Source organism: Tardiphaga sp. 841_E9_N1_2 (assembly GCF_051811065.1).
In the GTDB taxonomy this organism is placed as follows: Bacteria; Pseudomonadota; Alphaproteobacteria; order Rhizobiales; family Xanthobacteraceae; genus Tardiphaga; species Tardiphaga robiniae.
This window is the reverse complement of the sequence record NZ_JBPWQC010000001.1, coordinates 870,484-882,730: the sequence shown is the minus strand read 5'-3', so window position 1 is coordinate 882,730 and position 12,247 is coordinate 870,484. Positions and strand designations below refer to the sequence as shown.

General features: G+C 61.0%; 12 protein-coding genes and 1 tRNA gene. 7 read left to right on the top strand and 6 right to left on the bottom strand.

The features are described from left to right. Positions 1–32: 32 nt before the first annotated feature. Entirely contained in the window at positions 33–485 is a 453-nt protein-coding gene (locus tag AB8A50_RS04085) for a hypothetical protein (protein WP_089267265.1), read from the bottom strand. A 159-nt stretch (positions 486–644) separates the two neighbouring features. After that, a complete protein-coding gene (gene ilvA / locus AB8A50_RS04080) occupies positions 645–2,162 on the bottom strand; it encodes a threonine ammonia-lyase, biosynthetic (protein ID WP_184516047.1) in 1,518 nt (505 codons plus the stop codon). Positions 2,163–2,384: 222 nt separating this feature from the next. On the opposite strand from ilvA, the gene AB8A50_RS04075 reads away from it, so the two are divergent. Beyond that, positions 2,385–3,458 (top strand): acyltransferase family protein, encoded by a 1,074-nt coding sequence (locus AB8A50_RS04075; RefSeq protein ID WP_439076961.1) that lies wholly within the window; start codon positions 2,385–2,387, stop codon positions 3,456–3,458. On the opposite strand, the gene AB8A50_RS04070 is transcribed toward AB8A50_RS04075, so the two are convergent. Next, positions 3,455–4,885 carry an O-antigen ligase family protein gene (locus AB8A50_RS04070; RefSeq protein ID WP_210269069.1) on the bottom strand — a complete coding sequence of 477 codons (1,431 nt, stop codon included), beginning with the start codon at positions 4,883–4,885 and terminating at the stop codon, positions 3,455–3,457. The two genes, AB8A50_RS04075 and AB8A50_RS04070, sit on opposite strands and share 4 nt — an antisense overlap. Positions 4,886–4,990: 105 nt before the next feature. Here AB8A50_RS04070 and AB8A50_RS04065 point away from each other — a divergent pair. From AB8A50_RS04065 to AB8A50_RS04050, 4 genes are all read left to right on the top strand, one after another. Then, positions 4,991–5,067 (top strand) — tRNA-Arg (locus AB8A50_RS04065). Positions 5,068–5,330: 263 nt separating this feature from the next. Continuing rightward, positions 5,331–5,642, top strand: a complete 312-nt coding sequence (locus AB8A50_RS04060) for a pilus assembly protein PilZ (protein ID WP_089267262.1) — start codon at positions 5,331–5,333, stop codon at positions 5,640–5,642. A gap of 157 nt (positions 5,643–5,799) precedes the next feature. Then, positions 5,800–6,018 (top strand): hypothetical protein, encoded by a 219-nt coding sequence (locus AB8A50_RS04055; RefSeq protein WP_093759133.1) that lies wholly within the window; start codon positions 5,800–5,802, stop codon positions 6,016–6,018. A gap of 104 nt (positions 6,019–6,122) precedes the next feature. Further along, positions 6,123–6,401 carry a hypothetical protein gene (locus AB8A50_RS04050; RefSeq protein WP_210185330.1) on the top strand — a complete coding sequence of 93 codons (279 nt, stop codon included), beginning with the start codon at positions 6,123–6,125 and terminating at the stop codon, positions 6,399–6,401. Here the strand turns inward: AB8A50_RS04050 and AB8A50_RS04045 are convergent. Continuing rightward, positions 6,370–6,609: a hypothetical protein gene (locus tag AB8A50_RS04045; protein WP_093758827.1), complete on the bottom strand. Its 240-nt coding sequence runs from the start codon at positions 6,607–6,609 to the stop codon at positions 6,370–6,372. The two genes, AB8A50_RS04050 and AB8A50_RS04045, sit on opposite strands and share 32 nt — an antisense overlap. A gap of 497 nt (positions 6,610–7,106) precedes the next feature. Between AB8A50_RS04045 and AB8A50_RS04040 the strand changes: the two genes are divergently transcribed. Further along, entirely contained in the window at positions 7,107–8,306 is a 1,200-nt protein-coding gene (locus tag AB8A50_RS04040; RefSeq protein WP_439076960.1) for an MFS transporter, read from the top strand. A gap of 4 nt (positions 8,307–8,310) precedes the next feature. Here the strand turns inward: AB8A50_RS04040 and AB8A50_RS04035 are convergent, their stop codons facing one another. After that, positions 8,311–8,763 (bottom strand): hypothetical protein, encoded by a 453-nt coding sequence (locus AB8A50_RS04035; RefSeq protein WP_089267260.1) that lies wholly within the window; start codon positions 8,761–8,763, stop codon positions 8,311–8,313. 402 nt (positions 8,764–9,165) lie between these two features. On the opposite strand from AB8A50_RS04035, the gene AB8A50_RS04030 reads away from it, so the two are divergent. Next, a complete protein-coding gene (locus AB8A50_RS04030) occupies positions 9,166–9,525 on the top strand; it encodes a GrlR family regulatory protein (RefSeq protein ID WP_089267259.1) in 360 nt (119 codons plus the stop codon). A gap of 9 nt (positions 9,526–9,534) precedes the next feature. Here the strand turns inward: AB8A50_RS04030 and AB8A50_RS04025 are convergent, their stop codons facing one another. Next, positions 9,535–12,216 carry a PAS domain S-box protein gene (locus AB8A50_RS04025; protein WP_439076959.1) on the bottom strand — a complete coding sequence of 894 codons (2,682 nt, stop codon included), beginning with the start codon at positions 12,214–12,216 and terminating at the stop codon, positions 9,535–9,537. Positions 12,217–12,247 lie beyond the last annotated feature (31 nt).

The window sequence follows — 12,247 nt, the reverse complement described above, 5'->3', positions numbered from 1 at the left end:
CGAAGGCATTCAGGTCGATTGAAGATTGAAAGCTAGAAAAACTCTTCCGGGCAGGGATCGACGATCTTCCAGAGATCCATGCCGTTCTTGATCTTTTTCATTTCCGGCGTGAGACCGCCGTTGCGTGCCAGCCAGTCTTTCACCGGCGGCGGATAATAGGCCATCAGGTCTGAGGTGCCCTCGTAGCTGATCACCTTCATGCCGAAGGTGAAGGCCTTGTCGTAATAGGCCTGATGGAAGCCCAAGCTGGCGCGCGGAGTCACGCAGACCTTGTTCATCGGCACGATGCCGAACACCAGGGTGCAGGCCGAATTGCAGATGCCGTCGATGATCACCCGCTCCTTGCGGTCGCGGATGCGCTCATACTTGGCCTTGTATTCCTCGACATAGCCGCCGTGGTCGCGGGTGATGCGCAAATCTGCCTTGGCCGGAGCCACGGACAGCACCAGCAGGGACATCAGGACAGGCAGCAGCGAAAGACGCATCGCGTGATGAAACCGGTAAGGGACCCCAAGCCAACGCCCTTTTCCGGCATCAGCACACCGCCCGACTCTGGCCGGACAGTGCTAGTATTCCGTTAAGCATCGCCTTTGAGCGAAAAAAAGGCAGAAACCGGCCCTGCCTCACTCTCTGCCCCACCCGGCCTAGCCGTTCAGGAACATCCGGTAGACCGGATTTTGTGTTTCGTCCTCATAGGGATAGCCGAGGGAGGTCAGCCGCTGCGTCAGGGTCGGCCGGTCGGCCTGCGGGACTTCAATCCCAACGAGCACCCGGCCGTAATCCGCACCGTGGTTACGGTAGTGGAACAGCGTGATGTTCCAGTCCGCGCCCATCTGGTCGAGGAATTTCAGCAAGGCGCCCGGACGCTCCGGGAACTCGAAGCGCAGGATAACCTCGTCCCGCAAAGCCGGCGGTGCTCGCCCGCCAACCATATAGCGGATGTGCAGCTTGGCCGTTTCGTCCGCGCTGATGTCCAGCACCTTGTAGCCGAGCGCCTGCAACTGCCCGATCAGCTCGCCCTTGTCGTTCTTCGCGCCGCTCAGCTTCAGGCCGACAAAGACATTGGCTTCCTTGGCATCGGCATAGCGATAGTTGAACTCGGTAATGTTGTGATTGCCAATGGTCTGGATGAAGCGGCGATAACTGCCGGGCTGCTCCGGAATGGTCACGCCCAGCAGGATCTCGCGGGCCTCACCGACCTCGGCACGCTCTGCGACGTGCCGCAAGCGATCGAAATTCATGTTGGCGCCGCTGTTGATGGCAATTAGCGCGCCGGTGCGCGTGGGATTGTTCGCGGCATAGCTCTTCAGTCCTGCCAGCGCCAAGGCGCCGGCCGGCTCCGCAATCACGCGCATATCCTCGAAAATATCCTTGATGGCAGCGCACATCTCGTCGGTGTCCGCCGTGATCACATCATCGAGCAATTCGCGGCAGAGACGGAATGTTTCGACGCCGGCCTGGCGCACGGCCACGCCGTCGGCAAACAGACCGACGCGATTGAGAACGACGCGCTCGCCAGCATCTATCGCGGCTTTCATCGATGCGGCATCGACTGGCTCGACACCGATGACCTTGGTCTCCGGGCGCAGAAATTTGATGAAGGAGGCAACGCCGGCCGCAAGCCCGCCGCCGCCGATCGGCACGAACACCGCCTCGATGGGATCGGGATGCTGCTGCAGGATTTCCATGCCGATAGTGCCCTGCCCCGCGATCACGTCGGGATCGTCATAGGGATGCACGAAGGTCAGCTTCTGCTCGGCCTCGAGCTTGCGCGCATGCGCCGCTGCTTCGTCGAACGTGTCGCCGAACAGCACGGCATTGCCGCCCCAATATCTGACAGCATCGATCTTGATCGGCGGCGTGGTCACCGGCATCACGATGGTTGCCTTGATCCCGAGCCGCTGCGCCGACAGCGCCACGCCTTGCGCATGATTGCCAGCCGACGCGCAAATCACGCCGGCCGCGCGCTGCTCCGCGGACAGCCCTGCAATGCGGTTGTACGCGCCACGAATCTTGAACGAGAACACCGGCTGCAAATCCTCGCGCTTGAGCAGCACGGGGCTCCCCATGCGCGCGGTCAGCCGAACCATCGGGTCCAGCGGCGTCTGGATCGCGACGTCATAGACGCGGCTGTCCAGGATTTTGCGAACGTAGTCAGTCACGAGAGGTCCTTGAACGTGTCGGCGTACCAATGGAGCACAGAACTGCTTGCCGGCAGCTTGTCGGGCAGATGGGCACCGAAATGACCGAGAAATCAAGCCCCGTTTGCGCCTAAACACCTGTGCGATTGGGCACGATTTCCCATATCGACGTTAACGATGGCGTACGGCTCCCAGCGTATATTGGCTTGCTGATCCAGATCATCAGAACCAGCGGCGCCCACGATGCAACTATCACCAATCGAACAGGCAGCAATATCAGGCCCCCGAGGCGATCACGCGCGTCAGGTCTGGATTGATTTTGCACGCGGTATAGGCGTCATTCTCGTGGTCTATGGCCACGTACTCGGCGGCCTGATACCGCCGCATCTGTTTCCTGACGGACCGCTCGCGCAGTGGATGAGCTATACGCTCTATACGTTCCACATGCCGCTGTTCTTCTTTCTCGCAGGCCTGAACGTGCAGCACAGCCTCGCACGCGGCGCTCGGCCGTTCCTCGCCGGCAAGGCATGGACGATCGCCTACCCTTATGTGCTGTGGTCGCTGATCCAGGGCGGCGTGATCATGCTGATATCGCGCAATGCCAATATTCCCATCACCGCCAGCGACCTCATGGCGATCTGGTATCGGCCGATGGCGCAATTCTGGTTTCTGTATGCCCTGATGATCTGCCACGTACTGGCCGTGCTCATTCCCAATCGCACCATCATGATTGTCGTCGCGCTCGCCGGTCTGATCGTGTTCATGCTGTTGCCGATCCGGCCCGATCTTGCGCTCACCATGCATCACCTGCCGTTTTATGTCGCAGGTCTCTATGCAACCCGCATCGTGATGGCGTGGCAGCCTCATGGGCGAACGGGCTGGATCATGTTGACCGTGATCGCCACCGCTTTCGCTGCGGCGGTTGCGATTGGAGGACCGCTCTCCGGCTTCGATGCAAATGGCGCGACTTCGCTTCCGGCATGTATTCTCGGCATCACCGGCGTGGTGCTGCTTTGCAAATTGCTGAACGAGACGCGGCATCGCTGGCTTGCACTCGTCGGCGTCATGTCCATGACGATCTATGTGCTGCACATCATGGCTGGGTCGGGAACGCGGATCATCATGCAGATGCTGCACGTGCCGCCAATGCCGTGGGCCTATCTCCTCGCAGGCACCGCGGCCGGCGTGATCTTGCCCATGGTAGCCCATGTCGTGTTACAGCGGCTGAACCTGCTGGCACCACTCGGCCTTGCGCCACTGCCGAGGCGCAAACCTGCACCCGCTCCGTTTGTCAGCCAGGCAGCCCGATCGGACTAAACTCTGCCGGTTCGCGCCTGCTCCAGGGGCATCGCGGCATCCTCGGCAGGTCTGACAGTCTGGTCGTGCGGACAGGCCATCGCGAAGATCATCCAGAACAGAGCAGATATCTCACCTGACGAGATACTGGTCAGAGGCAAGTGAATCAGGATACCGCCAAGCGACAGAGCGCCGAGCACCACGCCTTCTTTGGTCGGCATCCGCCATGCCGCAGACGTGCTCCAGACCCCGACCCAGATATAGGCTGCCAAACAAAGCAGCCCGACGGGAATGCCGAGCGTGAGCCAGCTCGCAATGATCTGGCCATCGACCGGCATGGTGCCCGCGACACCGATATCGGTGAAGCTGAAGCCAGATCCCACCACCATGCTGTCAGGCGTATTCCACAGCGTCACGAATTCTTCGAGACGCTCGTTGCCGCTGCCATCCTCGGAACCGCTGCCGAGCGACTGCAGCCGCTCGGTGATCACATCGCCGAAGGGCGTGAACAGGACCGCCGCCATGGCTGCGCCGACGATGCCAAGTCCGGTCGCAAGCGCCCGCCGCCGTGTGGATTGAAACACCATGCAGAACACCACGGCCAGCGCGAGCGCGATCCAGCCGGTCCGATACAGCGACAGCAACAGACCCAGTGCCGCGGGCGCCAGGGCAATCAGCGACTGCCATCCCGGTCTCAGGAAGCCCAGCAACAGCAGTCCCGTCGCGGTGAAGGTCGCGTAAGTGGCGGGCCCGTTCATCGTGCTGAAGACGCGCACCATATAGGGCAGCGGATATCCTGCCGACAGGATCGAGGCATAGTTCATCCAGAACCGATCCCAACTCGGCGGATCGACATATTGCCATATGCCGTAGAGACCCGTCAGCGGCAGCACCACCAGAAAGATGCGCGCCATGGCATTGACGAGTTCGCCATCAGACTTTGCGCGCTGCTGCAAAGCGATGCCGTAAAGCACGGGCGCCGCCCACTTCAACGCACCTGTCGCCGCGCTCATCCAGTCATTCTGAAAAACCGACAGCATGGCACCGTAAGCGATGCAGGCCAGCACGATAGCCGGCGCGATCAGCCAGGGATCGCGCAACTGCTCGCGGGACGACAGCAACGTCCACAGGCTCGGTAACGGCGTCAGGATGAACAACAGCGGCCCGATCAGCATGATGCTGGCCGCGTCGTAGCCGACCGACACATCGACCACGCGCCGCACGAATGGTGCGAAGGCAAACAGCAGGATGGCCGACTGGATATGGGCCGCGGTGCTGCGTTGCCAGGCCAGCCAGCCAGCAGCGGCGCAGCCGACCACGAAGAGCGGACGCGACAATCCGCCCAGCGCGGGACCGACCACTAAGGTCACGATCAGAAGCAGCGCAGTCGGTAGCCACCCGGACAGGACGAAATCCACCGGACCGGATTTGAGTCGGCCTTGATTCATAAAGGCAGACTATAGCGAGCAGCCTCCCCGACGTTAGGCAAAACCGCTGCGCTCCCCCATCGCGGGGCTAGCTTTTGCGACTTTCGCCGCTATGGTGCCGCCGTCGCACTCGTAGCTCAGCTGGATAGAGCATCGGATTTCGATTCCGAGGGTCGGGCGTTCGAATCGCTCCGAGTGCACCATCACAGGTGCCCTTAAACGCCTGTGTCCATTCGGCTTTTCCAGAGACTAGGCGCTCGCTTCGCGCTTAACGCGCACCTCCACAACCGCCGCGTCTGAAACCCGTCGTTGCGGTTGCACCATTCAACCGAATAAGGCTGTGCGCCGCGGCGCTCTTTGAAAACAACATCTCGATGGCGTGCTGAACCGCGAAGTCTGCCGTCAACGGCATTTACCAGCCGTTACCACCATCCAATTTAAAATCCCCGGCGCCAAGGAAGCGTCGATGACCCCTGAAAAACCAAATGCTGGCCGCGTCGCGTTCGAGCGCGGTTTCCCTGTCTGGCTCATGGCCATTGACGGCACATGGCGCCGCAGTTGCCGCATCATGGACGTGTCCGAGACGGGCGCACGCCTTATCGTCGAGAGTTCGATCGAGGGCATTAATCTCAAGGAATTCTTCCTGCTGCTGTCGTCCACAGGACTGGCGTTCCGTCGCTGCGAGCTGGCCTGGGTCAATGGCGAGGAAATCGGCGCGACATTTCTGCGACAGGGCGCCAAGAAGAAAGCCGCTCGGCCGGCTGACACCGAATCCTGACATCCCTGCGACCGTTTCCGGAACCTGGCACCGACACGCAGCAGCTGACGCCCTCCACGGATCTGCACAACTTTGCGGCAGGAACATTCGCGCGCCCGAACTCTTGTTGTCCCGTGAACAGTTGGGTGCGTTTATCCGTTTGAACCCGGGAGCCACCGTGAAGAATTTTTCCCATGCCGCGTTTCCGCCAGACACAATCTCAGTGATGAAACAAGCGCTGGACGGGGCTGTTTCAACGCTGCCGCATCCCGTCAACTCCGCTCACGTGCAATCCATCGCCGAAAGCATCCTGCGCACCACAAGCGAGGGTGAACGCGATCCCACGATGCTCCAGACCATGGCGCTGCTGGAATTGCGGATTACCCAGCGGGACTGACGGCCGACCGATCATCACGACCTCGTGGATAACGAAAGTGGGGCTTGCTGCAGCGCAACCAGATGCCATATTCCGCGTTATCGCCTCATCACGGAGGTTGCCGCATGCCCTACGCGCTGTTTTCAAATTCGGTCAAAGTCAGCAAGGCCTTCCCCAGTAAATCAGATGTCTGGCGGCATGCCGTCGAGAGTGGTTTGGTGACGGAGGTCGGCCTGGGCGAGGAAGATCCGCCGCGCCGTCTTCTCGATATCGGCTATGCGATCCACGCATGTGCCGCCGATCCAGTCGAAAAATCGGACGCTACAGGCATGAGCGAGCACGACATCAGCCAGATGATTGCCGCGTGTCAGCTCAATCAGCGGTCCGCAGCCGCCGCATCGTAAATTCAATGTCGCCGTCTGGCAGCTCGCGCCAGCGCTCAACTTCGCTCATGTAAGCCTGCTTCGGAAACCGGTCCAGAAACGCCCGCGCCGTCTTGCGGGCGTTTTCGCGTGGCTGTGTGAAGCTCTCGCGCACATAGCCGTCATCGATGGCACGCCGCTGCTGGCGCGCGGCCATTCTCTCCGCCAGATCGCGCGGTGTTCCCGGCATTGCTGCTACTCCGGACACAAGCAACGTCTGATAGATTGTCACGGATGACCGGCAGATCAAGCGTCATGTTTCACGGCGCGACAGGTTTGCGCTCAGAAGAAGGGGCGCACCGATTACTCGGCGCGCCCCTTCCCTGTTCTCGCTGAACCAGGCGCCGAGACGCCCTTCCGAAGCTCAAAGAGTGAGCCTAGCGGGCGGCCTCAGCGAGGTGACAGCGCTTGGAATTAGACACTGGACCACCTCCTTTCATTGTTCGTGACAGCCTGAGTATAGGAAAGATTCGCGCCGTGTTAAGGGGCGCGATCCAGACGAGCCATGCAATCTCGCACAGGGCGCGCGAGCCAGCCGCCGTTGTGAAGGCTTGGCCATGCATGCATCATCTTTCTCTGCTGTTGCTCCGCGCATCACCTGAGCAAGCATTGGACAGCGGTAAAATCAATCAAGGACGGAAGCGACCATTGGGCTTGCCCCACCTTGTCCATTAGGTCTCTTCCCCGATGTCCAGCAATCTCGACGCCCGGCCGAAAGGCGTGATGACGCGTCGCGCTGCCATTATTTTTCAGATCGCAACGCTCGGCACTGTCGCCATGTTCGCCAGCGCACCGACACCACTCTACCGGATCTATCAGGACCACTGGCACCTCTCGCCGGTCATGGTCACGACGGTGTTCTCCGCCTATGCGCTCAGTCTGCTGGTTGCGCTGCTGACGGTCGGGGGATTGTCGGATTATATCGGTCGCCGGCCCGTGATGTTCTCGGCGCTGATCCTGAATGTCCTGGCGCTGCTGGTTTTCATTACGGCAGATTCCGTCGTGGCACTGATCACCGCCCGCACCATTCAGGGATTTGCAACCGGCATTGCCTTCGGCACCATCGGTGCTGCCATGCTCGATCTGAACCGCGCGCACGGATCGCTGATGAACAGCCTGACGCCCGTAACGGGCACAGGGATCGGCGCGTTGCTATCAGGCGTGCTCGTCAGCTACGCGCCAATGCCGACCCAACTGGTCTATCTGCTGCTCCTCGCAGTAACGCTCATACAAGCCATTCTGCTGTGGTGGATGCCGGAAACGGTTGCGCGTCGTCCCGGCGCATGGGCGTCGCTCCGACCGATCGTGACCGTACCGCCTCACGTGCGACAACCCTTGACCCTGGTCTCGCCGGGCAACGTTGCCGTCTGGGCGTTGGGCGGATTCTACTTGTCGCTGATGCCCTCGCTGCTCCGGCTCATCACCGGATCGAATTCGCCTCTCCTTGGTGGAATCGCCGTGACGGCGCTGACCTTGAGCGGTGCCGCCTCGATGCTGGTGGCGCGCAAATGGCCTGGCACCACCATTCTGATCCGCAGCATGGTGTGTCTTATTCTCGGCGTGGTGATCACGCTGGGCGGGGTCTACACACAAAGCGTCCCGCAACTATTGGTCGGCACCGTCATTGCCGGTTTCGGCTTCGGCGCCGGATTCTTCGGTAGCATCCGGACCGTTGTGCCGCTGGTCCCCGCGCATGAACGCGCTGGATTGCTCTCCGTAATTTTCATCATCTGCTATCTCGCCTTCAGCCTGCCGACTATCGTCGCAGGCTTGGCGATCCCGACGCTCGGCCTGCCGCTCACGCTCGATATCTATGGCGCCGCGGTCATTGTCCTCGCGGCGATCTCGCTGATCGCCGCGCTCGCATCGGTCCGCCGGGCGTTGTGACCAGCTACGTCATGCTACCTGGCATGAAACAACGGATCACTGTGCCGGACGAACCCTGTATCGGCCACACCATGGTGCGACCGACGCGGTTCGGCACCGTGATGACAGCTTCGTCAGGTACGTCGAGCCACATCCCGTCGATCCGCACCTTGTAGTGCCCGCTGTTGGATTCCCAATCCACATCGCTGACGGCGCTGCCGTCTGCATCGGAACAACACGGACCCTTACCGCTGCGCAGACTATCGAACCAGGCTTTCAGATCGGGGCTGGTATTGGCGAATTGTCCGCGATCGCGCGCAGCGACCGATTGCATCAGCGGCACTGATAACAGAACCGCAATACACAAGGTCGGCGCTCCCAGCTTCAGCCAGCCTGCACGACGCCGGACGCGTCGATCGTGAGAGATAGTAGTTGGCGAACACGGCGCGTCGGCGCCGGAAGTCATCCAGTCGCTCATTTGCTTGCTCCAGCCCCCGGCCGGCACAATGATGTTCAGGTTTGTCGCGGGCAAAGTACCCGCCTCTTCCGTAGTCACTCACGCAAAGCGCATCATACGACTATCGAAGAACGGCTGCGCTTCAACTTCGCGACAGACGCCCAATCAAACGATAGGCGATTCTCCATTAGCACCGGCAGGCTCTCTTCGCACTGCAGCGAATTTGTGGTGATAACTTCAATGGCAGAGGTATTTAAGAACGCCCTCGTCGCGAAGTGCCAAGGCGGCAAGCGAGCGCACCTGCGTCACTCGGTCTTTCGCTCGTGCACCAACAGCGCCCGCGAATGCGTTGACGTTGGTATACGGTCTTTGCAATACTTCTGATTGCGCAACCAAGGGACGGGTTCGCGCCATCGGGCTATTATGAAGAATGGACTCTACTCGATCCATGTCGAGCTTCTCGACGGGCGTTCAGGCAAGGGCAGCGGTGTTGTAACCTTTCGCGAAGGCGAACTGCTCGGCGGCGACGCGTACCTGTTCTACGTCGGTACCTATGTTCTCAACAAGGAAGCCGGCACCTTCAAGGGCGAGGTTTCCGTCATGCAGCACACGCCCAGCCCTGACATGAGTCCACTGTTCGGCGGCCAGAGCCAACCGGTCGGTATCGGTCTGTCGGGTACTTTCACGGATACGTCGGCGACGATGAACGGCACAGCGCTCGTCGGCAAGCACAGCCAGATATTCCGCGCGACACTGCGCAAGCTTGCGGAATTTCAGCAGTAGCAGCGTCCGCTATTCCGCAGCCATCTCCAGCGGCGCGACGCGCGGCAGGATGATCTGGATGCGCGTTCCCTGCCCCGGGTCGGACTGCAGATGCAGACGACCACCGAGGCGGCTGGTGACGATGCTGTAGACGATGTGCAGACCCAGGCCTGTGCCACCCTGATCCCGGCGCGTCGTGAAGAACGGGTCGAAAGCACGCCGCCGGACCTCCGGGCTCATGCCGACGCCGTTATCCGCGAAAAGAATTTCCACATGATCGTTGCCGGCTTCCTGCACCTTGATCTCGACCGAGCCACCATTGCCATCGGGAAATGCATGAGCGACGGAATTGAGGAACAGATTGGTCAGCACCTGACCATACGGACCCGGATAGCTGTTCATCGTCAGTCCTGGCTTGCAGTCGACCGAAAGCGCCAGCTTCTGTTTTCGTAATCCCGGTTTCAAACTCATCACCACCTGCTCGGTGAGATCGGCGAGATCAAAGACGCGCTGGTCGGAATAATTGCGGTCAGCGGAAACCTGCTTGAACGACTGGATCAACTCAGCCGCGCGATTGAGATTAGCAACCAATTGTGCCGCCGCGTCGCGGTTGGACTCGATGAACTCAGTCAGGGTCGAGCGGCGCAGCTCGCCACGCGCAACCTCCTCGCCGAACAGCGCGATCTTGCGTTCCAGCGATGACGCCACGGTCAGGCTGATGCCCACGGGATTGTTGACCTCATGGGCCACGCCGGCAACAAGCCGCCCAAGCGCCGCGAGCTTCTCCGCCTCGATCAGCGAATTCTGCGTCTCACGCAGATTGCGTAGCGCTGTCTCAGCGGCGTCCTTGGCCTTGAGCATCTCCTGCTCGCTGCGCTTGCGCTGGCCGATATCGAGCGCCACGGTCACGATGTTCTGGATATCACCATCGGTCGTCAGCAAAGGCAGCTTGTTGACCAGCCACTGCCGCATCACACCGGCAGCGTCCTTGTACTCTTCCTCGTAGAAACCGAGGCCCTTCCTGGTCGCCAGCACCATCTTGTCAGGCGAGTCGGTCTTCGACGCGCCAAAGCGCATCATCAACTCGCCAGTGGTTTTCCCGATCGCCTCACCGGGCTCGATGCCGAAAATCCCCGCCATATACCGGTTCATCAAGACGTATCGCAGATCGGTGTCTTTTACGTTGATGACGGCAGGAACGGTATCGATGACCTGCTGCAGCAACCTGCGACCTTCCCTGATCGCGGCTTCGGCATGTTTCTGGTTGGTGATGTCGCGGACTGTTCCCTCATAACGCACAACCTCGCCATTCTCGTCGCGGACCGCCGTGGCGCTGTCGGACAGCCAGAGGACCGTGCCGTGCCGTTGACGGACCTGATACTCGAATTCGCGCACCATTCCGTCGCTTGCCATGCGCTGCTGATACTCGGCGCGCGCCGCGGGATCGACATAGATGTTGCGCGAGATATCCAGCGTGGCGCGGATCAGGTCTTCCGGTGAATCATACCCCATCATCCGCGCCAGTGCCGGATTGGCATTGAGCAGCGCACCTGCCGGCGTCGTCACATAGATGCCGTCGACGGATCCTTCAAACAGCTTGCGATAACTCTCTTCCGCCAGCCTCTGCTCGGCCAACGCATGCAAGGCCGCCTCGCGCGCGGCATCGGCATCGACCAGCGTCTTGCGGAACACCTCCGCGGCGCGCGCGATGTCACCGATTTCATTCTCCAGATCCATCGCCGGGATCGGCGTGTGCTTGGCGCCGCCAGCTAGCGCACGGATCGACTTGGCAATCGCCTTCAGCGGCTTCACGATCCGCCGCACCACGAATAGTGCCGCCAACAGCCCGACCAGAACGCCCGCCGTGCCAAGGATGATGCTTTGCCATCTTGCCTCGGTCAGCGTGCGCGCGAACTCACGCGACAGGACGCGGCCGCGACGGGCGCTAAGCTCGCGCAACAATTCGGTCACCCGCCCGATTAATCGGCCTTCAGCGCCAAGCACATCCCTGTCGAGATCGGCGATCTCGCTCTCGGTTTCCGAGATCGAGATGATTGCATCGGTGTAGGCATCGGCGGCCGCACGAAGCGCGGGCGTGCTGATCGGCAGCGCACGCATGCGCTGGGCGGCCTGCTCGGCTCCGATCGGATCGCGCGCCAGCAAAGCCGCCGCGATCTCGTTCTGCGCCCGGAACATGGCTTTGGCGGCATTTGAATTCGTCACATCCGGAACGGCGTTCTCGAATTGCTCGCGGAGCGGCGGGAGCGTCGCCAGCATAGCGGAGCGACGTGCGATCAGCGATGAGACGCGCTCAATCCCTTCGCGGTACTTGGTCAACCGCGCGTCGACACCGTCAATCATGTCGCGCTGCTCGGGCGCAAGCTCGATCCGGGTCTTCTTCAGGAGATCGCCGAGCGCCGTGGCAGCCTGCGAGACCTTTTCCGGCTGTGCGTCGGGATCGGTGACGAAATCGCGTGCTGCCAGCCGCAGGCTGATCAGGCGGCGGTCGATGTTTTCGGCCAGATCGCCGACGCTCTGCAGCCGCTCAAGCTCGGCGAAGGTATTGTCAATATGACGGATCGCAACCACGCTGGCGATGCTGGTGATGAGGATCACCGTCAACACCAGCAGGAACCCGCTGAAAGTCAGCTGGCCGATCGAGAGCGAGGACGATCGGACCCGCTGAAAGAATGCCGTAATGGCAGAGGACATGGTTGTGGGACCGGACTTCAGAGCGTCCCAA

What these genes read in the sequence shown, in the direction of transcription:
- AB8A50_RS04085 (WP_089267265.1), bottom strand. Translation starts at nt 485, where the DNA reads ATGCGTCTTTCGCTGCTGCCTGTCCTGATGTCCCTGCTGGTGCTGTCC.
- AB8A50_RS04075 (WP_439076961.1), top strand. Translation starts at nt 2,385, where the DNA reads ATGCAACTATCACCAATCGAACAGGCAGCAATATCAGGCCCCCGAGGC.
- AB8A50_RS04070 (WP_210269069.1), bottom strand. Translation starts at nt 4,885, where the DNA reads ATGAATCAAGGCCGACTCAAATCCGGTCCGGTGGATTTCGTCCTGTCC.
- AB8A50_RS04060 (WP_089267262.1), top strand. Translation starts at nt 5,331, where the DNA reads ATGACCCCTGAAAAACCAAATGCTGGCCGCGTCGCGTTCGAGCGCGGT.
- AB8A50_RS04050 (WP_210185330.1), top strand. Translation starts at nt 6,123, where the DNA reads ATGCCCTACGCGCTGTTTTCAAATTCGGTCAAAGTCAGCAAGGCCTTC.
- AB8A50_RS04045 (WP_093758827.1), bottom strand. Translation starts at nt 6,609, where the DNA reads ATGCCGGGAACACCGCGCGATCTGGCGGAGAGAATGGCCGCGCGCCAG.
- AB8A50_RS04040 (WP_439076960.1), top strand. Translation starts at nt 7,107, where the DNA reads ATGTCCAGCAATCTCGACGCCCGGCCGAAAGGCGTGATGACGCGTCGC.
- AB8A50_RS04035 (WP_089267260.1), bottom strand. Translation starts at nt 8,763, where the DNA reads ATGAGCGACTGGATGACTTCCGGCGCCGACGCGCCGTGTTCGCCAACT.
- AB8A50_RS04030 (WP_089267259.1), top strand. Translation starts at nt 9,166, where the DNA reads ATGAAGAATGGACTCTACTCGATCCATGTCGAGCTTCTCGACGGGCGT.
- AB8A50_RS04025 (WP_439076959.1), bottom strand. Translation starts at nt 12,216, where the DNA reads ATGTCCTCTGCCATTACGGCATTCTTTCAGCGGGTCCGATCGTCCTCG.